Annotated in this window: 22 protein-coding genes; 4 read left to right on the forward strand and 18 right to left on the reverse strand. The window is 70.3% G+C overall.

Translation table 11 applies throughout. The features are described from left to right. Positions 1–16 precede the first annotated feature (16 nt). Positions 17–1675, forward strand: coding sequence for an alkaline phosphatase D family protein (locus ABZ906_RS14845; protein ID WP_361381994.1), 1659 nt, complete (start codon positions 17–19; stop codon positions 1673–1675). Between the two features lie 46 nt (positions 1676–1721). After that, entirely contained in the window at positions 1722–3242 is a 1521-nt protein-coding gene (locus tag ABZ906_RS14850) for a serine/threonine-protein kinase (RefSeq protein ID WP_361381997.1), read from the forward strand. A gap of 22 nt (positions 3243–3264) precedes the next feature. Here the strand turns inward: ABZ906_RS14850 and ABZ906_RS14855 are convergent, their stop codons facing one another. Next, complete coding sequence (locus tag ABZ906_RS14855; protein WP_361188783.1) at positions 3265–3834, reverse strand: dienelactone hydrolase family protein; 570 nt, start codon at positions 3832–3834, stop codon at positions 3265–3267. A 30-nt stretch (positions 3835–3864) separates the two neighbouring features. On the opposite strand from ABZ906_RS14855, the gene ABZ906_RS14860 reads away from it, so the two are divergent. Further along, positions 3865–4956 (forward strand): mechanosensitive ion channel domain-containing protein, encoded by a 1092-nt coding sequence (locus tag ABZ906_RS14860; protein WP_361188786.1) that lies wholly within the window; start codon positions 3865–3867, stop codon positions 4954–4956. Between the two features lie 4 nt (positions 4957–4960). On the opposite strand, the gene ABZ906_RS14865 is transcribed toward ABZ906_RS14860, so the two are convergent. The 5 genes from ABZ906_RS14865 to ABZ906_RS14885 form a co-directional block, all read right to left on the reverse strand. After that, positions 4961–6550: a Na+/H+ antiporter gene (locus ABZ906_RS14865; protein ID WP_361188788.1), complete on the reverse strand. Its 1590-nt coding sequence runs from the start codon at positions 6548–6550 to the stop codon at positions 4961–4963. A 121-nt stretch (positions 6551–6671) separates the two neighbouring features. Then, the gene (locus ABZ906_RS14870) at positions 6672–7142 is read right to left on the reverse strand and encodes a GNAT family N-acetyltransferase (RefSeq protein ID WP_361188791.1); all 471 of its coding nucleotides are present in this window, start codon (positions 7140–7142) and stop codon (positions 6672–6674) included. Next, positions 7139–8080: an RluA family pseudouridine synthase gene (locus ABZ906_RS14875; RefSeq protein ID WP_361188794.1), complete on the reverse strand. Its 942-nt coding sequence runs from the start codon at positions 8078–8080 to the stop codon at positions 7139–7141. Before ABZ906_RS14875 ends, ABZ906_RS14870 begins: the two co-directional genes overlap by 4 nt. Positions 8081–8144: 64 nt before the next feature. After that, entirely contained in the window at positions 8145–8780 is a 636-nt protein-coding gene (lspA, locus tag ABZ906_RS14880; protein WP_361382000.1) for a signal peptidase II, read from the reverse strand. A gap of 78 nt (positions 8781–8858) precedes the next feature. Beyond that, positions 8859–9752, reverse strand: coding sequence for a TraR/DksA family transcriptional regulator (locus tag ABZ906_RS14885; protein WP_361382003.1), 894 nt, complete (start codon positions 9750–9752; stop codon positions 8859–8861). Between the two features lie 631 nt (positions 9753–10383). On the opposite strand from ABZ906_RS14885, the gene ileS reads away from it, so the two are divergent. After that, a complete protein-coding gene (gene ileS / locus ABZ906_RS14890; RefSeq protein ID WP_361383173.1) occupies positions 10384–13524 on the forward strand; it encodes an isoleucine--tRNA ligase in 3141 nt (1046 codons plus the stop codon). Between the two features lie 172 nt (positions 13525–13696). Here the strand turns inward: ileS and ABZ906_RS14895 are convergent, their stop codons facing one another. From ABZ906_RS14895 to murF, 12 genes are all read right to left on the reverse strand, one after another. After that, a complete protein-coding gene (locus tag ABZ906_RS14895; RefSeq protein ID WP_361188801.1) occupies positions 13697–14818 on the reverse strand; it encodes a DivIVA domain-containing protein in 1122 nt (373 codons plus the stop codon). Between the two features lie 46 nt (positions 14819–14864). Further along, complete coding sequence (locus tag ABZ906_RS14900) at positions 14865–15149, reverse strand: YggT family protein (RefSeq protein WP_361188804.1); 285 nt, start codon at positions 15147–15149, stop codon at positions 14865–14867. A gap of 70 nt (positions 15150–15219) precedes the next feature. Then, positions 15220–15864, reverse strand: coding sequence for a cell division protein SepF (gene sepF / locus ABZ906_RS14905; protein WP_361188807.1), 645 nt, complete (start codon positions 15862–15864; stop codon positions 15220–15222). Positions 15865–15988: 124 nt separating this feature from the next. Next, positions 15989–16708: a YggS family pyridoxal phosphate-dependent enzyme gene (locus tag ABZ906_RS14910; RefSeq protein ID WP_361382006.1), complete on the reverse strand. Its 720-nt coding sequence runs from the start codon at positions 16706–16708 to the stop codon at positions 15989–15991. 6 nt (positions 16709–16714) lie between these two features. Continuing rightward, positions 16715–17446 carry a peptidoglycan editing factor PgeF gene (gene pgeF / locus ABZ906_RS14915; RefSeq protein ID WP_361188811.1) on the reverse strand — a complete coding sequence of 244 codons (732 nt, stop codon included), beginning with the start codon at positions 17444–17446 and terminating at the stop codon, positions 16715–16717. After that, positions 17443–18669: a cell division protein FtsZ gene (gene ftsZ, locus ABZ906_RS14920; RefSeq protein WP_361188814.1), complete on the reverse strand. Its 1227-nt coding sequence runs from the start codon at positions 18667–18669 to the stop codon at positions 17443–17445. Before ftsZ ends, pgeF begins: the two co-directional genes overlap by 4 nt. 275 nt (positions 18670–18944) lie before the next feature. Beyond that, positions 18945–19679, reverse strand: a complete 735-nt coding sequence (locus ABZ906_RS14925) for an FtsQ-type POTRA domain-containing protein (protein WP_361188979.1) — start codon at positions 19677–19679, stop codon at positions 18945–18947. Between the two features lie 107 nt (positions 19680–19786). Continuing rightward, positions 19787–20881: an undecaprenyldiphospho-muramoylpentapeptide beta-N-acetylglucosaminyltransferase gene (gene murG, locus ABZ906_RS14930; RefSeq protein WP_361188817.1), complete on the reverse strand. Its 1095-nt coding sequence runs from the start codon at positions 20879–20881 to the stop codon at positions 19787–19789. Between the two features lie 6 nt (positions 20882–20887). Next, on the reverse strand, positions 20888–22210 hold the full coding sequence (ftsW, locus tag ABZ906_RS14935; protein WP_361188820.1) for a putative lipid II flippase FtsW: 1323 nt from the start codon (positions 22208–22210) through the stop codon (positions 20888–20890). Positions 22211–22293: 83 nt separating this feature from the next. Continuing rightward, entirely contained in the window at positions 22294–23718 is a 1425-nt protein-coding gene (gene murD, locus ABZ906_RS14940; protein ID WP_361188822.1) for a UDP-N-acetylmuramoyl-L-alanine--D-glutamate ligase, read from the reverse strand. Next, the gene (mraY, locus tag ABZ906_RS14945) at positions 23700–24770 is read right to left on the reverse strand and encodes a phospho-N-acetylmuramoyl-pentapeptide-transferase (RefSeq protein ID WP_361188825.1); all 1071 of its coding nucleotides are present in this window, start codon (positions 24768–24770) and stop codon (positions 23700–23702) included. The genes murD and mraY overlap by 19 nt, the downstream gene beginning before the upstream one ends. Beyond that, positions 24767–26179, reverse strand: a complete 1413-nt coding sequence (gene murF, locus ABZ906_RS14950; RefSeq protein ID WP_361188827.1) for a UDP-N-acetylmuramoyl-tripeptide--D-alanyl-D-alanine ligase — start codon at positions 26177–26179, stop codon at positions 24767–24769. The genes mraY and murF overlap by 4 nt, the downstream gene beginning before the upstream one ends.

The raw sequence follows: 26179 nt of genomic DNA on the forward strand, positions 1-26179 counted from the left end.
AGTAAGGTGATCGCCCGTGACCAGTCGAAACAGCGCCCACAGATCGCTCAACTCCGCGGCTCCGCGCCGCCGTACGGTCGTCAAGGCCGCTGCCGCCACCGCGGCCCTCGCGCCGCTCGCCGCAGCTCCCCTCGCCCATGCCGCCGAGGGGCCCGCGTTCCACCACGGGGTCGCCTCGGGCGACCCGCTGCCCGACGGCGTCCTGCTGTGGACCCGCGTGACACCGGTACCGGAGGCCACGCCGGGTTCCGGCACGGGCCCCGACACCGAGGTGCGGTGGGAGGTCGCCGAGGACAAGGGCTTCACCCGCGTCGTCGGCAGCGGCAGCCTCACCGCGCGGGTCGCTGCCGACCACACGGTCAAGGCGGACGTAAGGGGCCTGAGCCCTGCCACCACCTATTACTTCCGCTTCTCCGCGGGGGACGCGCACTCCCCCGTCGGCCGCACCCGCACCACGCCCGCGCACGAGGCGTCGGCCCCCGGTGTCCGCTTCGGCGTGGTGTCCTGCGCCAACTGGGAAGCGGGCTACTTCTCCGCCTACCGCCATCTCGCCGCCCGCACCGAGCTCGACGCGGTGCTGCACATCGGCGACTACATCTACGAGTACAAGAGCGGCGAATACCCGGCCGCCGAGTACGGGGTGCGGCAGCACGAGCCGCGGCACGAGATCATCAGCCTCGCCGACTACCGCGTCCGGCACGGCGTCCACAAGACCGACCCGGACGCGCAGGCGATGCACGCCGTGCACCCCCTGATCGCGATCTGGGACGACCACGAGTTCGCCGACAACACCTGGTCGGGCGGCGCGGTGAACCACTCCCCCGAGACCGAGGGCGGCTGGGCACAGCGCATGGCGGCCGCCAAGCAGGCGTACTTCGAGTGGATGCCCGTACGCCCGTCCACCGAAGGGACCGTCTACCGCCGGCTGCGCTTCGGCAAGCTGGCCGATCTGCACCTGCTCGACCTGCGCTCCTTCCGCTCCCAGCAGGCGGGCTTCGGCAGCGGTGACGTGGACGACCCGGACCGTACGATCACGGGCCGCGCCCAGCTCGACTGGCTGAAGGCGGGGCTCGCCGCGTCCGACGCCTCCTGGAAGCTGGTCGGCACCTCGGTGATGATCTCGCCGGTCGCGTTCGGCTCCGTACCGGCCCATCTGCTCGAACCCATCGCGGAGTTGCTCGGCCTGCCCAAGGAGGGCCTGGCCGTCAACGGCGACCAGTGGGACGGCTACACCGACGACCGCAAGGAGCTCATCGCGCACCTGGTCGACAAGGCCGTCCGGAACACGGTCTTCCTCACCGGCGACATCCACATGGCCTGGGCGAACGACGTGCCGGTACGGGCCGCCACGTACCCCGGATCGCCCTCCGCGGCGACGGAGTTCGTGGTCACCTCCGTGACCTCGGACAACGTGGACGACCTCCTGCACGTGGCCCCGCACACCCTCTCGCTGGTCGCGGTGGGCGCGGTGAAGGCGGCCAACCGCCACGTGAAGTGGCTGGACATGGACTCGCACGGCTACGGCGTCCTCGACGTCACCGCCGAGCGCTCGCAGATGGACTACTACGTCCTGTCCGACCGCAAGGACCCGAGGGCGACGTCCAAGTGGGCCCGTTCGTACCGCACCCTCAGCGGCACCCAGAAGGTCGAGCGGGCGTCCGCCCCCGTGCGCTGACCGGGTCACATGCGCGGCTCCCTGGGGCGCCCTCTACTCTGACGGCATGAGCGACCCGGGGGATGTGGTGGACGGCCGTTTCGAGCTGCTCGAACGGCTCGGCAGCGGGGGCATGGGCACGGTGTGGCGGGCGCGCGACACCGTGCTGCACCGCGAGGTGGCCGTCAAGGAGGTGCGGCCCGCGCGGCACGAGCTGACGGACGAGCAGTCGCGCGTCCTGCGCGAGCGGGTGCTGCGCGAGGCCAGGGCGCTCGCCCGCCTCAACCACCCGCATGTCGTGACGATCCACCACATCGTGGACGCGGGCCCGCACCCGTGGCTGGTGATGGAGCTGCTCCCGGGGCGCACGCTGCAGGATCTCCTGGAGCAGGGCACGTTGACGCCGCGAGAGGCCGCGCGCATCGGCCGCCAGCTGCTCTCGGCGCTGCGCGTCGCCCACGCGGCGGGCATCCTGCACCGGGACGTGAAGCCCGCGAACGTGCTGCTGCGGGACGAGGTCCATGGCGGCGGGGGCCCCTCCGTGGTCCTCACCGACTTCGGCATCGCCTCGCTGCTCGGCGCCGACCAGCTCACCGCGACCGGCGACCTGATCGGCTCACCGGAGTACATGGCGCCCGAACGCATCCGCGGCACGGACCAGGGCGCGGCGGCCGACCTCTGGTCGCTCGGCATCGTCCTCTACCTCGCCGCGGAGGGCATCAGCCCGCTGCGCCGCGCCACGACCCTCGCCACGCTCGCCGCCGTCCTCGACGACCCGGTGCCGCCGCCCGCCCGCTCGGGGCCGCTCACTGCGGTCCTGGCCGCGCTCCTGGTGCGCGACCCGGCGCTGCGAGCGGACGCCGAGCGGCTCGACGCGATGCTCGCCGCGGTGGCCGACGGCATCTCCCGGCAGCCGACCGAGATCACGGACCGGCCGGTGGTCCCGACGTCGGTGGTCCCGCCGTCGCACGCCGTGCTCCCGCCGTCCGACGCCGTGGTACCGCCGCCCGCCGCGCCCCGAAGACGTGCGCCCGCCATCGTCGCGGCGGTCGCCGTGGCGCTCGCCCTGGTGGCCGGGGGCGCGCTGTTGCTCGCGCTGCGCGACGGATCGGGGAAGGACGGCGCGGAGGGCAAGGGCGGCGGGGCCGCGTCGCCCGGGGCGTCGGCCAAGGCTTCGCCGGACCCCATCAAGGCCCCCGAGAGCCCGGACGGGAACAAGAGCCCCACCACGTCGCCTTCCCCCGGCGCACCGCCCGCTTCGGGCAGCTGGATCGCCCAGCTCTCCTCCGAACCCGTCAGCTCGGGCACGGACGTGCGCGACCACAGGCTCGCGGTCGTGCGCGAGGACGTGCCCGGCGCGCGATACCTGCGCAGCGACGACTACGGCTCGCTGCGGGCCGGCTTCTGGGTGATCTACGCTCCCGGGCCCTTCGCGGACGGCCGGGCCGCCCTGCGGTTCTGCGCCGAGCACGGCAGGACCACCGACGACGACTGCGCCGGGCGCTACATCAGCTCCAGCGGCGACGACTTCGGCCTGCTGTGCAAACCGCCCGCGAGCGCCCCGGTGGGACGCTGCACGCGCCCGTGAGCGACGGCTCCCGCCGCTGCCGCTACAGCGTCTCCAGGAAGCCGATCGCGGTCCGCCATGTCGCCTCCGCCGCCTCGGCGTCGTAGTCGTCCAGGTCGGGGTCGGTGTAGATGTGGCCCGCGCCCGCGTAGCGGTAGACCTCGACGTCGGCGCCGGCGCGGCCCATCTGGAGGTACCACGCGCTCAGCCAGTCGTCCGTCTCGAACGGGTCCGGCTCGGCGACGTGCAGCTGCACCGGCAGCTCGTCCACCGTCGCGCTCTCCGCGATGTCCGACGTGCCGTGCAGGAGCAGCAGGCCGCGGGCCTTGGCGTCGCCGAGCGCGAGGGTCTGCGCGGTCGCCGCGCCGAACGAGAAGCCCGCGTAGACCAGACCCCGCTCGGAGTAGGGCGCGGCGGCCAGAATCGCCCGCTTCAGGAGCTCGTCCTTGCCGAGCTCGTCCTTGAAGGCCATGCCTTCCTCGACGGTGTCGAACGTGCGCCCTTCGAACAGATCGGGCGTCCACACCTCGTGGCCCGCCGCGCGCAGCCGGTCGGCCGCCGCGTGCACCGCGGGCCGCAGCCCGTGCGTCGAGTGGAAAAGCATGATGTCCATGGGGCCATCGTGCCACTTACCCTCGGGGGCATGGAGAACGTACTGCGTCCGTTGATCGTGGTCGGCGGCTCGGTCGTGATCACGCTGGCCGTCGTCTGGCTGGCCGATGTGCTGTTGCGCCGTGCCGATGACCGCCACCCCGACAACCCACTGTGGGGTCTGCTGCGCCGCTGCCGGCTCCCCTTCCAACTCGTCATGTGTGCCGCCCTGCTGCGCGGCTCCTTCGAACAAGCAAAGATCGCCAAGGATCACTCCGCGGGAATCGCACAAACCCTGACCCTGGTCCTCATCGGGTCCGTGGCCTGGCTCCTGGTCCGTATCGCGACGGCCATCGTCGAGTCCACGTACGCGCGCTACGCGGGCGCCCACCGCGATCCGGCCCGGGTCCGCCGCGTGCGTACGCAGGTCACCCTCATCCAGCGGGTGGTGACCGCGATCGTCGGCGTCGTGGCCGTCGGTGCGATGTTGCTCACCTTCCCGGCCATGCAGGCCGCCGGAACCTCACTGCTCGCCTCGGCCGGTGTTCTCGGCATCGTCGCCGGTGTCGCCGCCCAGTCCACGCTGTCCAATCTCTTCGCGGGCCTGCAGATCGCCTTCGGCGACATGGTGCGGATCGGCGACACGGTCGTCGTGGACGGCGAGTGGGGCACCGTGGACGAGATCACCCTGACCTTCCTCGCCGTGCGGACCTGGGACGAGCGCCGGATCACGATGCCGGTGTCGTACTTCGTCTCCCAGCCCTTCGAGAACTGGTCGCGCGGCGGCTCCCAGATGACCGGCACGGTCTTCTTCCAGCTGGACCACACCGCGCCCATCATCGAGATGCGCGAGAAGCTCCAGGACATCCTGCGCGAGTGCGCCGCCTGGGACGGCAGGGACTGGGGCCTCGCGGTCACGGACACGACGCCGAACACGATCCAGGTCCGCGCCCTGGTGACCGCCAAGGACGCGGACGACATCTGGACGGTGCGGGTCACGGTCCGCGAGCAGCTGATCCGCTGGCTGACCGAGCACCACGCGTACGCGCTGCCGCGGGTCAACACCGCCTGGGCCGAACTGCCGCCGGAGGACGACCACCCGCATCCGCCGCCGCCGATCGTGCCGCGCACGGGCCGCGGCTGAGCCGTCAGGACCGCAGGCTGCGTACGTCGAGATGGTGCAGGACCCGGTCGACGATCTCCGGATCGGCGCCGGGTTCGCTGCGTGCGGCGAGGATCTCGTGGCGGGCGGCCGACATCATGTCGCGCTGGATGCGCTGGACCGCCTTGAGACGCGTCGCGCGCTTGGAGTACCGCTCGCGGCGCTCGTCGTCCACGATGTCGGGGCTGATCCTGGCCCCGATGTCGAAGGCCCCGCGCAGCAGCCGCTCCGAAAGATCCTCGGGCAGCTCCTCGACCTCTTCGATCTCCTTCAGGCGGCGCTTGGCCGCCTTGGCCGCCCTGATGGCGAGTTCGCGCTCGATGGCCCGCTCGGCGTCGGTGTCCGCCCGCACGCCGAGCTTCCTGACCAGCCAGGGCAGGGTCAGGCCCTGGACGACGAGGGTCGCCATGATGACGCAGAAGGCGATGAAGATGATCTCGTCGCGGGCCGGGAAGGGATCGCCGTTCTCCGTCTTGAGCGGAATGGCGAGGGCGAGGGCGACCGACGCCACGCCCCGCATCCCGGACCACCACATGACGACGGTCTCGCGCCAGGTCGTCGGGATGTCCTCGTCGTAGTCCCGCAGTTTGTGCAGCCGCTTGGCGAGCCAGGTGGCGGGCAGCAGCCACATCAGGCGTACGCCGACGACGACCGCGACGACCGCACCGCCCCAGCCGATCATCTGCAGCTCACGGCCGTTGGCCGTGCCGAAGACGTTGTGCAGTTCGAGCCCGATGAGCCCGAAGGCGACACCCGTGACCAGGGTGTCGACGATCTGCCAGAACGTCTGTCCGGTGATCCGGCCGAGCACGTCGTCGGCGTCGGCGCCGTTCTCCGCGAGGTAGAGCGCGGTGGTCAGTACGGCGAGCACGCCGGAGCCCATCAGCTCCTCGGCGAGGACATAGCTCACGAAGGGCACCAGGAGCGTCAGGCCGGTCTGCAGGGTGGCCTCGCCGAGCAGCCCCATGAGCTTGTTGGTGAGCCAGCCGAGCGCGATTCCTATGGCGACGGCGACCACCCCGGAGAGCACGAGCTGCCCCACCGCGGAGGGCCACGAGAACGTCCCGCTGACGGCCGCCGCGATCGCCACGTGGTAGAGCACGATCGCCGTGACGTCGTTGAAGAGGCCCTCCCCCTCCAGGATCGACACGAGCCGCCGCGGAAGCCCGAGCGACCCCGCAACGGCCGTCGCGGCGACCGGGTCGGGCGGCGCCACGAGCGCGCCGAGCGCCACGGCCGCGGCAATCGGCAGGCCGGGGACGACGGAGCCCGCCATCGCGGCGACCGCCGCGGTCGTCACGAAGACGAGGGCCACGGCGAGCAGGAAGATGGGGCGTCTGTTGGCCGCGAACTGCCGCCAGGAGGTGCGCTGGACCGACGCGTACAGCAGGGGCGGAAGGACCAGCGGGAGGATGTAGTCGGGCGGCAGCTCGATGTTCGGGACCCAGCTGACGAAGGCCAGGGCGATCCCGGCCAGCGTCATGAGGATGGGCGCGGGCAGGCCCAGCCGCTCGCCCAGCGGCACCGTCACCACGGCGCCGAGCAGCAGAATGAGCAGCAGCGCCAGTTGATCCACGGTGCGTCCTCCGGCGGTTCGGGACTCGGACGATCAAGACCTCAACCCTGCCACGCGTCACCGCATACCGGGTCAATGCCCCTCCGGCGCCCCGCCCGGCCGGTCCTGTGTCTCCGCTGTCTCAGCCCAGCGTCTTGCGCATCGCCCGGTGCGCGATCCCGGCGTCCTGGAACTCGGGGCCGTAGGCCGCGTAACCGAGCCGTTCGTAGAAGCCGAGGGCATGTGTCTGGGCGTGCAGGTCGACCGCGGTGAGCCCACGCGCGCGTGCCGCGTCCTCGATGGCCCCCACCAGGGCGGCGCCGATGCCCAGTCCGCGCGCGGCCCGGGTCACCGCGAGACGGCCGAGCGCGCCCACCCCGGGGTCGCCGCCGTTCTTCGCCGCGGCCGCCTCGCCGGTGAGCAGGCGGCCCGCGCCCAGCGGAAGCCCGTCGTCGCGGACCGCAAGGACGTGCACCGCCCCGGCGTCGTACGCGTCGTACTCCAGGTCCTCGGGGACCTGCTGCTCGACGACGAAGACTTCCTTGCGGACCCCGAAGCAGGCCTCCAGGTCATCGGGCCCGGCCGCGACCCGGCAGGTGACCCCGGTGCTCATGAGCTCTCTGCCCGCACCCGGTCGAGCGCCTGCTGGAGGTCGTCCGGGTAGGTGCTCTCGAACTCCACCCACCGCCCGTCACCGGGGTGCTCGAAGCCGAGCCGCACGGCGTGCAGCCACTGGCGGGTGAGGCCGAGCCGCTTGGCGAGCGTGGGGTCCGCGCCGTACGTCAGGTCGCCCACGCAGGGGTGCCGGTGGGCCGCCATGTGCACGCGGATCTGGTGCGTGCGGCCCGTCTCCAGCTTGATGTCGAGCAGCGAGGCGGCGCGGAAGGCCTCGATGAGGTCGTAGTGCGTGACGGAGGGCTTGCCCTCGGCCGTGACCGCCCACTTGTAGTCGTGCTGCGGGTGGCGGCCGATGGGGGCGTCGATCGTGCCGCTCATCGGGTCGGGGTGGCCCTGCACGAGCGCGTTGTAGCGCTTGTCGACCGTGCGCTCCTTGAACTGGCGCTTCAGCGACGTGTACGCCCGCTCCGACTTGGCGACGGCCATGAGACCGGACGTGCCCACGTCGAGGCGGTGCACGATGCCCTGGCGCTCGGCGGCTCCGGAGGTCGAGATGCGATACCCGGCGGCGGCGAGGCCGCCGATCACGGTGGTGCCGGTCCAGCCGGGGCTCGGGTGCGCGGCCACGCCCACCGGCTTGACGATCACGACGATGTCGTCGTCGTCATGGATGATCTCCATGCCCTCGACGGGCTCGGCGACGATCTGCACCGGGGCGGGCGCCTGCGGCATCTCCACCTCGAGCCAGGCGCCGCCGTGCACGCGCTCGGACTTGCCGACCACGCTGCCGTCGACCATCACCTTGCCTGCGGCCGCGAGCTCGGCGGCCTTCGTGCGGGAAAAACCGAACATGCGGGAAATGGCGGCGTCGACGCGCTCGCCCTCCAGGCCGTCCGGCACGGGCAGGGTACGGATCTCGGGAATCGTGCTCACCCATTGAGTATGCAGGAGGCCACCGACACTCCCGCACCACGAGCCCCCTGCCGGGGACCCGGCCTCAGTCCTTGTGGACGGTCCCGTCCGGGTCGAGGCCGCGGAACGACAGGATCACGATCAGGAAGCCGCCGCACACGATCGCCGAGTCCGCGAGGTTGAAGACCGCGAAGCCCTTCGGCGCGATGAAGTCGACCACCGCGCCCTCGAACACGCCGGGGGCCCGGAAGATCCGGTCGGTGAGGTTGCCCAGGGCGCCGCCGAGCAGCATGCCGAGCGCGATCGCCCAGGGCAGGCTGTAGAGCTTGCGGGCCAGGCGCGCGATCACCACGATCACGGCCGCCGCGATGACGGTGAAGATCACGGTGAAGGCCTCGCCGATCCCGAACGCGGCGCCCGCGTTACGGATGGCGTTGAACTGGAGCCAGTCGCCGATGATCTCGATCGGCTCGTGGTGCTCGAGCTTCGCGACGACGATCATCTTGCTGACGAGGTCCAGGGCGTACGCGAGGACGGCCACCGCGAACAGGACGAGGATCTTGCGCTTGCCCTTGCCCGGCTTCTCGTCCGGCGAGGCGTGCTCGTCGGACTCGCCGGCCGGGGTCCGCCCGTCCTTCGAGGCCGACTCGTCCCCGGCCTCGTCCTGCCCAGCCGCCTCGGGGATGTCCGGCGTACCGATGATGCGCTCCGCCTCTGCCACGTGAGTCCCTCAACCTAGGTACCTGACTGGGGACGAGGGTACGGCACATACGTACGGCAGCAGGTGGTCAGGCCGCCTTCAGTAGCGCCGTTCCTGCTTCTGCTTGCAGTCCATGCACAGGGTCGCCCGGGGGAAGGCCTGCATCCGCGCCTTGCCGATCGGATTGCCGCAGTTCTCGCAGATGCCGTACGTCCCGGCGTCCAGACGCTCCAGGGCGCGCTCGGTCTGGTCGAGCATCTCGCGCGCGTTGGCGGCGAGGGACATCTCGTGTTCCCGCGTGATGTTCTTGGTGCCGGTGTCCGCCTCGTCGTCGCCCGCGCCGTCCCCGGAGTCCCGCATCAGACCCGCCAGGGCGTCCTCGGAGGAGGAGATCTCGGCCCCGAGCCGCAGCGCCTCGCTCTGGAGCTCAGCGCGGGCCTCCGCGACCTCATCCGGGGTCCAGGGGTCCTCGCCGGGGCGGACCGCGAGCTCACCGGGCTCCGCGGCCGCGACACGTGCCTTGGGCACCGCCGTCGGCTGCTCCGCTGCCGTCGCCGTGCCCGGAGTCTTCTTCGTAACCACTGTCGTGGCTCCTGTCGTCTCCGCGGCCTGAGCCGCACCCTCGGCCGCCGTGGCAGCCGTCTTCTTGGCCGTGCTCTTGCCGGCCGTGCTCTTCTTGGCGGCTGTCTTCGCGGCTGTCTTCTTCGCCGGGGCCTTCTTCGCCGCGGGTGCCTCCTTCGCCGCGGTGGACTCCTCGGCCGCGGTCTCCTTGGCCGCGTCCTGCCCGGCCGCTGTCTTCCTGCCGGCGTCGGCGACCTTGGCGACCGCCTTCTTGGCGACGGCCTTCTTGGCCGCCGCCTTCTTCACCACGGCCTTCTTGGCGGCCGTCTTCTTCGTGGTCTTGGTCGTCTTCGTCGTCGTCTCGGCCGCGGCCTTCTCGCCCGTGGCTCTGCCCGACGCCGAACGCTGTACGGCGGTCTTCTTCGCCACCATGGCCGCGGCCCCTTCACATATTGTGATCTTGCTCGCGCAATCGTGCTGGGACGATAAATCGACTCGGAGCCCGCGGCAACGGGGCACGCCGCCTCATCCGCCCGCCTGACGGGTGCCGCGCGGCGAGCATGCATGCGTTGTGCCCAGCTCCCCGCCCGGTAATCCGCCGGGCGCGACGGCCCGGGATCCCGGCGCCGCGCATGTCGCCATTCGGGTCAGTCCCCGCCGTCCCGGCCGCCTCGCCCGAAGCGCGCTCCAGGGCCCCGCGGGACCGCCGGAAAACCGGTCGGCCCGGCCCGCCCCGGCCCCGTACACTGGGCGCAGCGAGAAGCGTGGATGGGGACGAGTAGCGGCGTACGCGGCCATGAGCGACCCGGGGACGGTGTGAGCCCGGGGGCAGGCACGACGCGAAGATCACCCCGGAGCCGCCGGAAGAACCGCCGGCAGTGGACCCCAGGGTCCGCAGCAGGCCAGTAGACCCGGCATCGCGACCCCAATGAGGGGGCTTTTCCGTGCGCCACACGCGTCGGGGAGGCCAAGGAGGGTGGTACCGCGGGAGCGCGACAAGGGCTCTCGTCCCTCCGACGGAACGGAATCGTCCGCCGGAGGAAGCGCGTTGAACACGCAGCCGTTGAATACGCAGCCGCAGTACCGCCAGGTGCCCGCCCAGGTCGACCTGCCCGCCCTCGAGCATGCCGTGCTCGACTTCTGGCGCGAGCAGAAGATCTTCGCCAAGAGCCTCGAGCAGTCCGAGGGCCGCCCCGAGTGGGTGTTCTACGAAGGCCCGCCCACCGCCAACGGCATGCCGGGCGCCCACCACATCGAGGCCCGCGTCTTCAAGGACGTCTTCCCGCGCTTTCGCACCATGCGGGGCTATCACGTCGCCCGCAAGGCCGGCTGGGACTGCCACGGCCTGCCCGTCGAGCTCGCGGTCGAGAAGGAACTCGGGTTCAACGGCAAGAAGGACATCGAGGCGTACGGCATCGCCGAGTTCAACGCCAAGTGCCGCGAGTCCGTGACCCGGCACACCGACGCCTTCACCGACCTCACGACCCGCATGGGGTACTGGGTCGACCTCGACGACGCGTACCGCACGATGAACCCCGAGTACGTCGACTCGGTCTGGTGGTCCCTGAAGGAGATCTTCAACAAGGACCTCCTGGTCCAGGACCACCGCGTCGCCCCCTGGTGTCCGCGCTGCGGCACCGGCCTCTCCGACCACGAGCTCGCGCAGGGCTACGAGACGGTCGTCGACCCCTCCGTCTTCGTCCGCTTCCCGCTCACCGGCGGCCCCCTCTCGGGCGAGGCGGCCCTCCTGGTGTGGACGACCACCCCGTGGACCCTCGTCTCCAACACCGCGGTCGCCGCGCACCCGGACGTCACGTACGTGGTCGCGACGAACGGCGAAGAGAAGCTCGTCGTCGCCGAGCCGCTCGTCGAGAAGGCGCTCGGCGAGGGCTGGGAGACCACAGGGCAGACCTTCACGGGCGCCGAGATGGAGCGCTGGACCTACCAGCGCCCCTTCGAGCTCGTCGAGTTCCCCGCCCCCGCGCACTTCGTGGTCAACGCCGACTACGTCACCACCGAGGACGGCACGGGTCTGGTCCACCAGTCCCCCGCCTTCGGTGAGGACGACCTCAAGGTCTGCCGCTCGTACGGCCTCCCGGTCGTGAACCCGGTGCGTCCCGACGGCACCTTCGAGGAGGACGTCCCGCTCGTGGGCGGCGTCTTCTTCAAGAAGGCGGACGAAAAGCTCACCGAGGACCTCCAGGACCGCGGTCTGCTCTTCAAGCACATCCCGTACGAGCACAGCTATCCGCACTGCTGGCGCTGCCACACGGCGCTCCTCTACTACGCGCAGCCGTCCTGGTACATCCGCACGACGGCCGTCAAGGACCGCCTCCTCCAGGAGAACGAGAAGACCAACTGGTTCCCGGACTCGGTCAAGCACGGCCGCTTCGGTGACTGGCTGACCAACAACGTCGACTGGGCCCTCTCCCGCAACCGCTACTGGGGCACCCCGCTGCCCATCTGGCGCTGCGAGGAAGGCCACTTGACGTGCGTGGGCTCGCGCGCCGAGCTCTCCGAACTGACGGGCACCGACCAGTCGGACCTCGACCCGCACCGCCCGTACATCGACGCGGTCACCTTCCCCTGCCCGACCTGCCAGGAGACCGCGACGCGCGTCCCCGAGGTCATCGACGCCTGGTACGACTCCGGTTCGATGCCGTTCGCGCAGTGGGGATACCCGCACAAGAACAAGGAGCTCTTCGAGTCGCGCTACCCGGCGCAGTTCATCTCGGAGGCCATCGACCAGACCCGCGGCTGGTTCTACACGCTGATGGCCGTCGGCACCCTGGTCTTCGACAAGTCGTCGTACGAGAACGTGGTCTGCCTCGGCCACATCCTCGCCGAGGACGGCCGCAAGATGTCCAAGCACCTGGGCAACACCCTTGACCCCATCCCGCTCATGGACCAGCACGGCGCCGACGCGGTGCGCTGGTTCATGGCGGCCGGCGGCTCCCCGTGGGCGGCCCGCCGGGTGGGCCACGGCACGATCCAGGAGGTCGTCCGCAAGACGCTCCTCACGTACTGGAACACGGTCGCCTTCCAGGCCCTGTACGCACGTACGTCGAAGTGGGCCCCCAGCGACGCCGACCCGGCGCCCGCCGACCGCCCGCTCCTGGACCGCTGGCTGCTCAGCGAGCTGCACGCGCTCACCGACCAGGCCACGCAGGCCCTGGAGGGCTACGACACCCAGCGTGCGGGCAAGCTCCTGTCCACGTTCGTCGACAACCTCTCCAACTGGTACGTACGCCGCTCGCGCCGCCGCTTCTGGCAGGGCGACAAGGCGGCCCTGCGCACCCTGCACGAGGTCCTGGAGACGGTCACCCGCCTGATGGCCCCGCTGACGCCGTTCATCGCCGAGCGCGTCTGGCAGGACCTGGTGGTGCCGGTCACCCCTGACGCCCCGGAGTCGGTCCACCTGACGTCCTGGCCCGAGGCCGACCTGTCGGCGATCGACCCGGACCTCTCCCGGCAGATGGTGCTCGTGCGCCGCCTGGTGGAGCTGGGCCGCGCCACGCGCGCCGAGTCGGGCGTCAAGACCCGCCAGCCGCTGTCGCGCGCCCTGATCGCGGCCACGGGCTTCGAGACCCTCAACCCGGAGCTGCACGCCCAGATCACCGAGGAGCTGAACGTCTCCTCGCTCGCGTCGCTCTCCGAAGTCGGCGGCTCACTGGTGGACACCACCGCCAAGGCCAACTTCCGCGCGCTCGGCAAGCGCTTCGGCAAGGGCGTCCAGGCGGTCGCCAAGGCCGTCGCCGACGCGGACGCCGCCGCGCTGTCCCTGGCCCTGCGCGAGGGCACGGCGTCGGTCGAGGTCGACGGCGAGAAGATCACGCTGGCCCCGGACGAGGTCATCATCACGGAGACCCCGCGCGAGGGCTGGTCGGTGGCGTCCGACTCCGGTGCCACGGTCGCCCTCGACCTGGAGATCACGGAGGAGCTGCGCAGGGCGGGCCTGGCCCGTGACGCGATCCGCCTGATCCAGGAGGCCCGCAAGAACAGCGGCCTGGACGTCGCGGACCGGATCGCCCTGCGCTGGACCTCCACGGACCCGGCCGTGATCACGGCCCTGTCCGAGCACTCCGAGCTCATCGCGGACGAGGTCCTTGCCACGGACTTCGAGCAGGGCGAGGCGGACGACGCGTACGGCGAGACGTTCACGGACGAGTCCCTGTCCCTGACGTTCCGCCTCCGCAAGGCGTAACCGCACCGGACAGCAGCGAAGGCCCGGCCCCGCCAGAAAACCTGGCGGGGCCGGGCCTTTTGCGTTGTGTGCTGACGCACAAAAGGTACTGACGCACAAAAGGGCGAGGCCCCCAGGAGTACTGGGGGCCTCGCCCTGAACGCTGCCGACGCCTAAGGCGTGGAAACGGCCGTCAGTTGTCGTCCTCGTCGATGAGGAAGCCACGCATCGGCGACGGAGCCTGCTGCATGGGCTGCGGGGCCTGCGGCCGCACCGGCGCCATCGGCTGGGTCATCGCCGGCGACATCTGCTGCTGGCCGCCACCGTAGGACGGACCACCGGTGGGCTGGTTGCCGCCCATCGACTGGTTGCCGCCGTACGACGGGGCGCCCGCGCCGGCCGGTGCCATGGAAGGCGCCGGGGACGGCGGAAGGGAAGCCGTCGCCGGGGTCCGCGGCGGAGCCAGCGAGTCGTCGGCCTGGGTCTCCAGCTGACGGAGCTGCGACTCCAGGTACGACTTCAGACGCGTGCGGTACTCGCGCTCGAAGCCGCGCAGGTCCTCGACCTTGCGCTCGAGCGTGGCGCGGGCGGACTCCAGGGAGCCCATCGCGACGCGGTGCTTCTCCTGCGCGTCCCGCTCCAGGGCGTCGGCCTTGGCACGGGCGTCACGCTCAAGGCCTTCGGCGCGCGAGCGGGCCTCGCCGACGATCTTGTTGGCCTCGGAACGGGCCTCCGCGATCGCCTGGTCGGCGGTCTGCTGGGCGAGGGAGAGCACACGTGCGGCGCTGTCGCCACCGGGGCCCTGGCCGGGCTGGGGCATCTGCGGGCCACCCATGGGACCGCCGCCCATGGGACCACCCATGGGGCCGCCCATCGGACCGCCCTGACCCATCGGGCCGGGACCCTGCGGACCACCCTGCGGGCCGTGCCCACTGGGGCCCGCGGGCAGCTGGGGCGCGCCACCGGGCAGCTGCGGCGGACCGCCCATCTGCTGGTGCTGCGGATGCTGCTGCGGGTGCTGCTGCTGCGGCGGCACCGGCTGCGGGCCCGATATTGCGGCGGGCACCGGTGCTCCCGGACCGCGCTGGTCCTGGGGTTCCGGAGGCTTGCGCATACCGCCCTGCTGCTGGTTCTGCGCGGCGGCGCGGGTGGCAGCGGCCAGTTTGGCGCGCAAGTCCTCGTTCTCGCGGAGCAAGCGAGTCAGTTCGGCTTCGACCTCATCGAGGAAGGCATCGACCTCGTCCTCGTCATAGCCTTCTCGGAGGCGGACGGTCGTGAACTGCTTGTTCCGCACGTCCTCGGGGGTCAACGGCATCTCTTCACCTCAACGTAGTCGTCGGCATTCGGCAAGACCGTATCGTTCACAAGCCGCTCACGACGGTGATCAGGATGTAGACGATGATCATCAGTACGAAGAAGGACAGGTCGAGCGCCACGCCCCCGAGACGCAGCGGCGGAATGAACCGCCGCAGAAGCTTGAGCGGTGGATCAGTGACAGTGTAGGTGGCCTCCAGAACGACCACCATCGCCTTGCCGGGTTGCCATGAGCGTGCGAACTGGAAGACGTAGTCCATGACCAACCGGAAGATCAGCACGATGAGGAAGCACATCAGCGCGATGTAAAGCACCTGCAAGACCACGCCCATGTCGGCGGTTCCCTCTCCCCTGTTGCTCGTGCTGCGTTTGCCGGTTCTGCGTTACTGCGTCACTTACGTCTCAGCTCTGGTTGAAGAACCCGCCCTCTGCGATGCGAGCCTTGTCCTCCGCCGTTACATCGACGTTAGCAGGCGACAACAGGAACACCTTCTGCGTCACTCGCTCAATGCTGCCATGGAGGCCGAAGACCAGACCGGCGGCAAAGTCGACAAGTCGCTTCGCATCCGTGTCGTCCATCTCGGTCAGATTCATGATCACCGGAGTGCCCTCGCGGAAGTGTTCCCCGATGGTACGGGCCTCGTTGTACGTCCGCGGGTGCAGCGTGGTGATGCGGTAGGGCTCCCGCTCGGACACGACCTTGGGCATGATCACCGGTGCGTTCTTCTCCAGGCTCTGGCGTTCAGGTGTGATAGATGCCACGGGGGCGATTCGTGCCGGACGTCCGGATTCCGCGCCTAGCGAAGCGGAATGGGCGACCGGCTCACGCTGTGCGGGGGGCTGTACCACTCGTACCGATTCGTCCCTTTCAGACACGTGTGCCTGACGGGACTGGTGGGACTGGTGGGGCGGCTCGTGCCGCCGGCGGTCCCGCTCGGGCTCCGGCTCGGGTTCGAACTCGTCATCGGGGTCGAACCCCGGACCGTCATACCCGTCGTCCTCCACGAGGCCGAGGTAGACCGCCATCTTGCGCATCGCGCCGGCCATGCTCTGAGTCCTCCGCTCTGTGGTGGATCGGCTGTCGTCACCAACTGCCCGCGATCCACGAGGCCTCCCCGCCCAACAGCGAGAATGACCATATTTTCTGCTGTGGTCCGACTTCTTGGCGACGTTACCCGAGCCCGGGTCGGACTCCGAGTACCGCCGTACCGACGCGCACATGTGTCGCACCGGCCGCCACGGCCTGTTCGAGGTCCGCACTCATCCCTGCCGACACCATGTTCGCAGCCGGATGAGCCGCGCGCATGAGGGTTGCGAATTCCATCAACCGCTCGAACGCCGCCTGTTGCCGTCCCGCGTACGGACCGGTGAGCGGCGCCACGGTCATCAGACCGTCGAGCCGCAGCCCCGGGGCCTGCGCCACGAGCCCGGCCAACTCTTCGATTCCGCCGGGGCCCACGCCCCCGCGCTCGCCCCGTCCGTTCTCCTCGGCGTCGAGGGCGACCTGGATCAGACAGCCGAGTTCCCGCTCGGCGCGCACGGCGCCCGCCGACAGGGCCGTGACGAGCTTGGGGCGGTCCACGGACTGGACCACATCGGCATAACCGACCACAGAACGGACCTTGTTGGTCTGCAATTGGCCGACAAAGTGCCAAGTAAGGGGAAGATCCGAGCACTCGGCGGCCTTGGGGGCCGCGTCCTGGTCGCGGTTCTCGGCGACATGGCGCACGCCGAGATCCGAGAGGATCCGCACATCGCTCGCGGGATAGGTCTTGGTGACCACGATCAGGGTCACCTCGTCGCGCTTGCGCCCGGCCGCCGCGCACGCCGCGGCGATGCGCTCTTCGACCTCCGCCAGATTTGCGGCGAGTTGAGACTTACGGTCCGTCATGCCCTATCAGTCCAGCCAGACATAGCCCGCGAGACGACCGGTGGTCCGGTCGCGGCGGTACGAGAAGTGGTCACCGGATTCCAGGGTGCACACCGACGACTGCTCCCGGTCGCGCACCCCGAGCCGCTCCAGCTGGGCGTGCACCCCCGCGGTCACGTCGACCGCCGGCGTACCCCAGCTCGTCTCGGCGTACGCCGCGGGCTCGACCGCGGCGACCTCGGCGCGCATCGCTTCCGGAACTTCGTAGCAGCGGCCGCAGACGGCGGGGCCGGTGCGGGCGATGACACGGGCCGGGTCGGCGCCCAGCTTCACCATCGCCTCGACCGCGGCGGGGACGACCCCCGCCAGCATCCCCGGCCGCCCGGCGTGCGCCGCCGCGGCGACCTTGGCCACCGGGTCCGCGAGCAGGACGGGCGTGCAGTCCGCGGTGAGCACCGCGAGGGCAAGGCCCCGGCGGGCGGTCACCACGGCGTCGACCGCCGGGATCTCGTCGTCGGAGCCCCAGGGGCCGTCGACCACGGCGACGTCGGGGCCGTGCACCTGGTTCATCCAGACGACCCGCTCGGCACCGATGCCGAGGGAGTCGGCGGCCAGCGCGCGGTTGTTCCGCACGGCCTGCGGGTCGTCGCCGACCGCACCGCCGAGATTGAGCTCTTCGTACGGAACGGCGCTCACCCCGCCCCACCTGTCGGTGAAGGCGAAGTGCGCGCCGCTCCGAGTGCTGTGCCCGCTTATCACTTCAGGAAGTCCGGCACGTCCAGCTCTTCGGCCTGGCTGTCCGAGTAGGGACGGGCCGGCGGAACCTGCGGCGGGGCCACGGGCGCCGACGGGGTCTCGCTGACCGGAGTCACCTCGACGGGCTCCGGAGCCGAGGGCTCCTCGTGCGGCGTGACGCTGCCGAGGCCGCCGTAGGGCGAACGGGACTCGGCGGGACGGCTCGCGGCCGCCGGCTGCTCGTCGCGCTGCTTGGACGCAGGCGTCGAACCGAGGACGGTGTCCCGCTTGGACGGCGGCTGCCCGCCGTCGAAGCCCGCCGCGATGACGGTGACCCGGACCTCGTCGCCCAGGGCGTCGTCGATGACGGCGCCGAAGATGATGTTCGCCTCGGGGTGGGCCGCCTCGCTGACCAGCTGGGCCGCTTCGTTGATCTCGAAGAGGCCGAGGTCGGAGCCGCCGGAGATGGAGAGCAGGACTCCCCGCGCTCCGTCGATGGACGCCTCCAGGAGCGGCGAGGAGATCGCCATCTCGGCCGCGGCCACCGCGCGGTCGTCGCCGCGGGCCGAGCCGATGCCCATGAGGGCCGAACCGGCCTCGGACATGACCGACTTGACGTCGGCGAAGTCGAGGTTGATCAGACCCGGCGTCGTGATGAGGTCGGTGATGCCCTGGACACCGGAGAGCAGGACCTGGTCCGCCGACTTGAAGGCGTCCAGAACGCTGACCTGGCGGTCCGAGATGGACAGGAGCCGGTCGTTGGGGATGACGATGAGGGTGTCGACCTCTTCGCGCAGCTCCGCGATCCCGTCCTCGGCCTGGTTGGCGCGACGACGGCCCTCGAAGGTGAACGGACGGGTGACGACGCCGATGGTCAGGGCGCCCAGGGAGCGGGCGATGTTGGCGACGACAGGTGCGCCGCCGGTGCCGGTGCCGCCGCCTTCGCCGGCGGTGACGAAGACCATGTCGGCCCCCTTGAGGACCTCCTCGATCTCCTCGCGGTGGTCCTCGGCCGCCTTGCGGCCGACTGCCGGGTTGGCTCCGGCGCCGAGGCCGCGGGTGAGTTCACGGCCCACGTCGAGCTTGACGTCGGCGTCGCTCATCAACAGGGCTTGCGCGTCGGTGTTGATGGCGATGAACTCGACGCCCTTGAGACCGACCTCGATCATCCGGTTGATGGCATTGACACCACCGCCGCCGACACCGATGACTTTGATGACTGCGAGGTAGTTCTGCGGTGCTGCCACGTCGAAGGCCTCTCGCCTCGAGTTACGTGTCGCCGCCTCGCGGTCAAGCGCCGCGACGACTGATGCCGAATGGGACGGTCCGAACGCCGACCCGAACCCTAACGCTGAAGTTTAGGGTTACCAGTGTGTCTGTTCCTTGGACTCTTCCGAACAGGACACTAAGTCGACAAGTGGCGCACGTTCAACGAACACGCCGAACCTCCCGTTTTTCTTTTCACCCTATGTGATCAGCCGTAGCGCTGCCGAACCAGGGTGCTGGCCTGCGACGATATGCGTCAACTCGTCGATGATGCAGGGGCGGTGGGGACACTCACGTCGAAGTGCCGCGCCTTGGGGGCGGCTTTCATCAGGGCGGTGAGTGTGCTTGCCTTCGTCCGTCCCATCTCGCTGCTGCCCCACGCTACGGTGCGTCCGCCGCTCAACTCCAGCGAGATCGAGTCGTATGAACGGACCTTGACGGTACGTGTATCGCGGGCCACCGCGGCCGGAAGCGCACCCGCGACACTTACCGACTCGCGCCGCAGGCGGTGCGAGTCGAAACGGCGCAGGCTCGATGCCGCGTTCTCCCGGTCAGGCGTCAATTCCAGGAGCGGAACACCCTTCGGCGCCTGTCCGACCGTGGCGAATCGCACTCCCTTGGCGTCCACTTCGACGAACTTTCCGCCCTTTTCGATAAGCAGAACGGGCTTGCGTTCGGTCACCTTGAGACCGATTTCGTGTGGCCAGGAACGCTCGACGTCGACCGAGTCGATACGCCGGAGTTTCTTGCGCAGCCGGTCCTCGAGAGCATCGGTGTCGACCGAAATCAGCGGCGCCCCGATGGGGGCCGCCGCTGCTTCGCGCACCTCTTCGGGCGTCAGGATCCCGGTCCCCGAAACCGTCACGCGCTCCACGCGCAGCCACTGCGAGCCGTAGAGCAGCCAGACGCCTCCGGAGCCGAGCAGCACGAGCGCGATCAGCGAGAGGATCAGGGTGCGCGGCCGCGGCCTGCGTACGCGGGAGCGCAGCAGGCCGGGAGGGCGGGGCGGGCGGGACCCACCAGAAGCAGACTTCTGCCGTTCGGCGGTGGTCGGTCCGGCCACGGTCCCCTGCCTTCTGTGTGCCTATCTGTGCCGTCTCACCCGTTGCGGCGCGACGCGATCGCCTCGTACACCATGCCGACGAGCAGGTCGTCGGCATCCCGGCGGCCGAACTCCGAGGCGGCACGGGACATCTCGTACAGCCGGTGCGGGTCGGCGAGCACCGGGAGTACGTTGCCCTGCACCCACTCGGGCGTCAGTTCGGCGTCGTCCACCAGGAGTCCGCCGCCCGCCTTGACCACCGGCTGGGCGTTCAGCCGCTGTTCGCCGTTGCCGATGGGCAGCGGGACGTAGGCGGCCGGCAGCCCGACGGCGGAGAGTTCGGCGACGGTCATCGCGCCCGCGCGGCAGAGCATCATGTCCGCCGCGGCGTACGCGAGGTCCATCCGGTCCACGTACGGTACCGGGATGTAGGGCGGCATACCGGGCATGTTCTCGACGTACGGCATTTCGTTCTTCGGGCCGACCGCGTGCAGGATCTGGATTCCGGCGCGCTGGAGGACCGGAGCGACCTGCTGGACGACCTCGTTGAGGCGCCGCGCGCCCTGCGAACCGCCGGAGACCAGCAGCGTCGGCAGGTTCGGGTCGAGGCCGAAGGCGGCGCGCGCCTCCGGGCGGACCCTGGCCCGGTCGAGCGTGGCGATGGTGTGGCGCAGCGGGATGCCGATGTAGCGGGAGTTGCGCAGCTTGCTGTCGGGCGTGGCGACGGCCACCCCGGCGGCGTACCGCGAACCGATCTTGTTGGCGAGGCCGGGGCGCGCGTTGGCCTCGTGCACGACGATCGGCGTCCCGGTCCGCTTGGCCGCGAGGTAGCCCGGCAGCGCGACATAGCCGCCGAAGCCGACCACGCAGTCCGCCTTGGTGCGCTCCAGGATCTGCTCGGCCGCCTTGATCGTGCCGCGCAGCCGTCCCGGCACGGTGATCAGCTCGGGGGTGGGCTTGCGCGGCAGCGGTACGGCCGGGATCAGCGCGAGTTCGTAGCCCCGCTCGGGCACGAGCCGGGTCTCGAGTCCGCGCTCCGTGCCCAGGGCCGTGATGCCCACGGTCGGGTCCTGCCTACGCAGGGCGTCCGCGAGGGCGAGCGCGGGCTCGATGTGGCCGGCGGTCCCCCCACCGGCGAGTACGACATGCACCGAAATTCACCGCTCTCCGGACGAACGCGCCTTGACGCGCCGTCTCATCGTGTTCCATCTCACCCGAGGTTGCCGCATGGCCAGGGCCGCCTTTGCCGCCGGGTCCTCCCGCGCGAAGGCGATGAGGAGTCCGATGGCGAACATGGTCGGCAGCAGGGCGGAGCCCCCGTAGGAGAACAGCGGGAGCGGGACACCGGCGATCGGCAGCAGACCGAGCACCGCACCGACGTTGATCACGGCCTGCGCCGTGATCCAGGTGGTCACGCCTCCCGCGGCATACCGTACGAAGGGGTCCTCCGTGCGTCCGGCCACGCGGATACCCGCATAGCCTAGAGCCGCGAACAGGGCGAGCACCGACAGCGTCCCCGCCAGGCCGAGTTCCTCCCCCGTGATGGCGAAGATGAAGTCGGTGTGCGGTTCCGGCAGTTGACCCCATTTTTCCACACTCGCGCCGAGGCCGGAACCGAAGAATCCGCCGGAGGCCAGGGCGTAGATACCGTGCACGGCCTGCCAGCACTGGTCGCCGGGGCCCGGATCCGTGGCGCCGATGCAGGCGAGCCTCGCCATGCGGTTGGGGCTCGTCTTGATGAGGATCACGCCGAGCAGGGCGGCGATGGAGAGCACTCCGGCGAAGAGCCGCGTCGGCGCACCCGCGAGCCAGAGCAGGCCGAAAAGGATCGCCGTGAGAATGATCGCCGTGCCCATGTCGCCGCCCAGCATGATCAGTCCGAGCAGCATGAAGGCGACCGGGACGAGCGGCACCAGCATGTGCTTCCACTGGGTGAGCAGCCGCTTGTCCTGTTTGCGGGCGAGCAGGTCCGCGCCCCACAGGACGAGGGCGAGCTTGGCGAACTCGCTCGGCTGGAGCTGGAACGGACCGCCCAGATAGATCCAGTTCTGGTTTCCGTTGACGCTGCGCCCTATCCCGGGGACCTGCACGAGCACCATCAGGAAGACGGTCACCGCGAGGATGGGATAGGCGAGTGCCCGGTGCAGCTTGAGCGGCATCCGCATGGCCACGAACAGCAGGATCGACCCGAGTACGGCCGCGGTGAACTGCTTGCGGAAGAAGTACGCGGCGGGCAGGTCCAGCTGCAGCGCCTGGATCATGGACGCCGAGTAGACCATCACCAGGCCGAGCACGGTGATCAGCAGGCTGCTGCCGAGGATGAGGTAATAGGCGGTCAGCGGCCGGTCCCAGGCGCGCTTGAGCCGGGTGTGGAACCGCCGTACCGCGTTCTCGCTCGGCGGGCGCGGTACGCGCGCGGGACGGACCGGTGCGGGCCGCCTGGCGAGGCGCGTGGGCGCGCGTCCGCTACTGCCGGCCATCGAGGCCCCCGTCAAGACACCACGACGCTGCCACGTGCCCTCCTAAGGGTGTGCCGGGCGCCCCCGGACCACAGGGGCCCGCGTCAGGCGCTCGCGCCGAGTTCGCGGACCGCGTCCGCGAACGCGTCACCACGCTTGTTGTAGTTGGTGAACATGTCCATCGAGGCACAGGCCGGAGCCATCAGTACGGTGTCCCCCGGCTCGGCGAGCCGTGCCGCCTGCCGTACCGCCTCGGACATCGCCCCAGTGTCCGTCCGGTCGAGGTCGACGACCGGGACCTCGGGGGCGTGTCGCGCGAGGGCTTCGCGGATCAGCGCGCGGTCTGCGCCGATCAGGACGACGGCCCTCAGCCGCTTCGCCGACTTGGCGACGAGCTCGTCGAAGGTGGCGCCCTTGGCGAGCCCGCCCGCGATCCAGACGATCGATTCGTACGCCGCCAACGAGGCTTCCGCGGCGTGGGTGTTGGTGGCCTTGGAGTCGTCGACGTACGCCACTTCGGCCACGTCGGCGACGTGTTCGATGCGGTGGGCGTCCGGACGGAAGGCGCGCAGACCGTCGCGTACGGCCGTCGCGGGCACTCCGTAGGCGCGCGCGAGAGCGGCCGCGGCCAGGGCGTTGGCGATGTTGTGCGGGGCGGGCGGCTGCACGTCGGAGATCTCGGCGAGCTCCTGCGCCTGCTTCTGGCGGTCCGGCACGAAGGCACGGTCGACCAGAATGCCGTCCACGACGCCCAGTTGCGAGGGCGCGGGCGCATTCAGCGTGAAACCGATGGCGCGGCAGCCCTCTTCGACGTCGGCCTCGCGGACCAGGTCCTCGGTCGCCTTGTCGGCCGTGTTGTAGACGCAGGCGATCTGATTGCCCTCGTAGACGCGGCCCTTGTCGGCGGCGTACGCCTCCATGGAGCCGTGCCAGTCCAGGTGGTCGGGCGCGAGGTTCAGGACGGCCGCGGAGTGGGCGCGCAGCGAGGGCGCCCAGTGCAGCTGGTAGCTGGAGAGCTCGACGGCGAGGACGTCATACGTGTCGTCGCCGGTGACGACGTCGAGGAGCGAGACCCCGATGTTGCCGACGGCGGCGGTACGCAGGCCCGCCGCCTGAAGGATCGAGGCCAGCATCCGTACGGTCGTGGTCTTGCCGTTCGTGCCGGTGACCGCGAGCCACGGCGCGGCGTCGGGGCCGCGCAGGCGCCAGGCGAGCTCGACGTCGCCCCACACCTCGACGCCGGCTGCCGCGGCGGCCGCGAAGAGCGGCTTGCCGGGCTTCCAGCCGGGCGTGGTGACGACGAGTTCGGTGCCTTCGGGCAGGGTGTCTCCGTCACCGAGGCGGACGGTGACGCCCAGGGCCTCGAGGTCGGCGGCCTGCGTGCGGGAGCGCTCGTCGTCGCCTTCGTTGACGACGGTGACGACGGCTCCGAGGCCGTGCAGCACGCGGGCCGCCGGGATGCCCGAGACGCCGAGCCCCGCGACAGTGACGTTCTTTCCTGCCCAAGTCATTACTTCTTGGCTGCCCATCCTGCGTAGAAGAGGCCGAGTCCGACGATCACGCACATGCCCTGGATGATCCAGAAGCGGACCACCACAAGGACTTCGGACCACCCCTTGAGTTCGAAGTGGTGTTGCAGCGGTGCCATGCGGAAGACGCGCTTCCCGGTCAGCCGGAAGGAGCCGACCTGGATGACGACCGACATCGTGATGAGGACGAAGAGGCCGCCGAGCAGGGCGAGGAGCATCTCGGTGCGCGAGCAGATCGCGAGTCCGGCGAGCGCTCCGCCGAGGGCGAGCGAACCGGTGTCACCCATGAAGATCTTGGCGGGCGAGGTGTTCCACCACAGGAAGCCGAAGCAGGCACCCATCAGGGCGGAGGCCACGACAGCCAGGTCGAGTGGGTCTCTGACCTCGAAACACGCCTGCGGGTTGGTCAGCGTGACCGCGTTGGCGCAGGACTCCTGGTACTGCCAGACACCGATGAAGGTGTACGCGCCGAAGACCATCACCGAGGCGCCCGTGGCGAGGCCGTCGAGACCGTCGGTGAGGTTCACGCCGTTCGACATCGCGAGGATCATGAACAGCGCCCAGACGACGAAGAGCACCGGGCCGATCGACCAGCCGAAGTCCGTGACGAACGACAGCTTGGTGGAGGCCGGGGTCTGGTTGCGGTTGTCCGGCCAGTTCAGCGCGAGCACGGCGAAGCCGATGCCGACGATCAGCTGTCCGGCCATCTTCGCCTTGGCGCGCAGGCCGAGCGAACGCTGCTTGACGATCTTGATGTAGTCGTCGAGGAAGCCGACGAGGCCCATGCCCGCCATCAGGAAGAGCACGAGCAGGCCGGAGAGCGTCGTCTCCGTACCCGTGATGATCTTCGTGAGGAAGTACGCGATGAGCGTGGCCAGGATGAAGGCGATACCACCCATGGTCGGCGTACCGCGCTTGCTGTGGTGCTCGCGCGGGCCGTCGTCCCGGATGAACTGCCCATAGCCCTTGCGGGCAAGGAACTTGATAAGGAGCGGGGTTCCGACCAGGGTCAGGAAGAGCCCGATCACACCCGCGAAGAGGATCTGCCTCATCGGCCGGCGACCTGCCCCTCGGACGACGCGGAGTCATCGAGCAGGGCCGTGGCGACCCGCTCGAGACCGACCGATCTGGAAGCCTTCACCAGCACGACGTCTCCCGGGCGCAGCTCGCTGCGCAACAGGTCGATCGCCGCCTGTGCGTCGGACACGTGCACCGACTCCTCACCCCACGAACCCTCGTTGTATGCGCCCAGTTGGAGCCAGGACGCTTCCCTGCCCCCGACTGCCACGAGCTTGCTCACGTTCAGCCGGACAGCGAGCCGTCCGACCGCGTCGTGTTCGGCGAGCCCCTCGTCACCGAGCTCGGCCATATGACCGAGCACCGCCCACGTACGACGTCCCTTGGCCATGGCCGCGAGCGCACGCAGGGCGGCTCGCATGGACTCGGGGTTCGCGTTGTAGGCGTCGTTGACGACCGTCACGCCGTCCGGGCGCTCGGTGACCTCCATCCGCCAGCGGGACAGCGTGCCCGCATCGGAGAGCGCGCGGGCGATCTCGTCTGCGGACATGCCCAGCTCATGGGCGACGGCGGCCGCGGCAAGCGCGTTCGACACGTGGTGCTCACCGTACAGCCGCAAGGTCACGTCGCTGCACCCGGAGGGTGTGTGCAGCGTAAAAGCAGGCTGTCCGTTGTCGGTGAGCCGGACATTCTCGGCACGTACGTCGGCGTCGGCGGACTCTCCGAAGAGCAGGACGCGCGCCTTCGTGCGTGAAGCCATGGCGCGGACGAGCGGGTCGTCGGCGTTGAGGACGGCGGTGCCGTCGGCGGGCAGGCTCTCGACGAGTTCACCCTTCGCCACTGCGATCTGCTCGCGTCCGCCGAACTCGCCGATGTGGGCGGTGCCGACGTTGAGCACGAGGCCGATCTTCGGCGGGGTGAGGCCGGTGAGGTAGCGGATGTGGCCGATGCCGCGGGCGCCCATCTCCAGGACGAGGAACTGCGTCTCGTCGGTGGCGCTGAGGGCGGTGAGCGGCAGGCCGATCTCGTTGTTGAGCGAGCCGGGCGTGAAGACCGTGGGCGCCTTGCTCCGCAGGACCTGGGCGAGCAGGTCCTTGGAGCTGGTCTTGCCGACGGAGCCGGTGAGCGCGACGAGGGTCGCGCCGAGCCGCTCCACGACGTGCCGCGCCAGGGCTCCGAGGGCCGCCTGCACGTCGTCGACGACGATGGCGGGCACGCCGACGGGGCGCGAGGCCAGGACGGCGGCGGCGCCTGCTTCGACCACGGCGGAGGCGTAGTCGTGGCCGTCGACGCGCTCGCCCGCGAAGGCGACGAAGAGGCTGCCGGGCTCCACTTCTCGGGAGTCCCTGACGACCGGTCCGGTGACCTGGACGGACGGATCCGGTATGTCGTAGGTCTGCCCGCCGACGACGGTGGCGATCTCGGCGAGGGAGAGGGCGATCAC

It is taken from the genome of Streptomyces sp. NPDC046925, from assembly GCF_040644915.1.
Taxonomy (GTDB): Bacteria; Actinomycetota; Actinomycetes; order Streptomycetales; family Streptomycetaceae; genus Streptomyces.

Coding starts and splice junctions, on each gene's coding strand:
- ABZ906_RS14850 (WP_361381997.1), top strand. CDS start 1,722: ATGAGCGACCCGGGGGATGTGGTGGACGGCCGTTTCGAGCTGCTCGAA.
- ABZ906_RS14855 (WP_361188783.1), bottom strand. CDS start 3,834: ATGGACATCATGCTTTTCCACTCGACGCACGGGCTGCGGCCCGCGGTG.
- ABZ906_RS14860 (WP_361188786.1), top strand. CDS start 3,865: ATGGAGAACGTACTGCGTCCGTTGATCGTGGTCGGCGGCTCGGTCGTG.
- ABZ906_RS14870 (WP_361188791.1), bottom strand. CDS start 7,142: ATGAGCACCGGGGTCACCTGCCGGGTCGCGGCCGGGCCCGATGACCTG.
- ABZ906_RS14885 (WP_361382003.1), bottom strand. CDS start 9,752: ATGGTGGCGAAGAAGACCGCCGTACAGCGTTCGGCGTCGGGCAGAGCC.
- ABZ906_RS14895 (WP_361188801.1), bottom strand. CDS start 14,818: ATGCCGTTGACCCCCGAGGACGTGCGGAACAAGCAGTTCACGACCGTC.
- ABZ906_RS14900 (WP_361188804.1), bottom strand. CDS start 15,149: ATGGGCGTGGTCTTGCAGGTGCTTTACATCGCGCTGATGTGCTTCCTC.
- sepF (WP_361188807.1), bottom strand. CDS start 15,864: ATGGCCGGCGCGATGCGCAAGATGGCGGTCTACCTCGGCCTCGTGGAG.
- ABZ906_RS14910 (WP_361382006.1), bottom strand. CDS start 16,708: ATGACGGACCGTAAGTCTCAACTCGCCGCAAATCTGGCGGAGGTCGAA.
- ftsW (WP_361188820.1), bottom strand. CDS start 22,210: ATGGCCGGCAGTAGCGGACGCGCGCCCACGCGCCTCGCCAGGCGGCCC.
- murD (WP_361188822.1), bottom strand. CDS start 23,718: ATGGGCAGCCAAGAAGTAATGACTTGGGCAGGAAAGAACGTCACTGTC.
- mraY (WP_361188825.1), bottom strand. CDS start 24,770: ATGAGGCAGATCCTCTTCGCGGGTGTGATCGGGCTCTTCCTGACCCTG.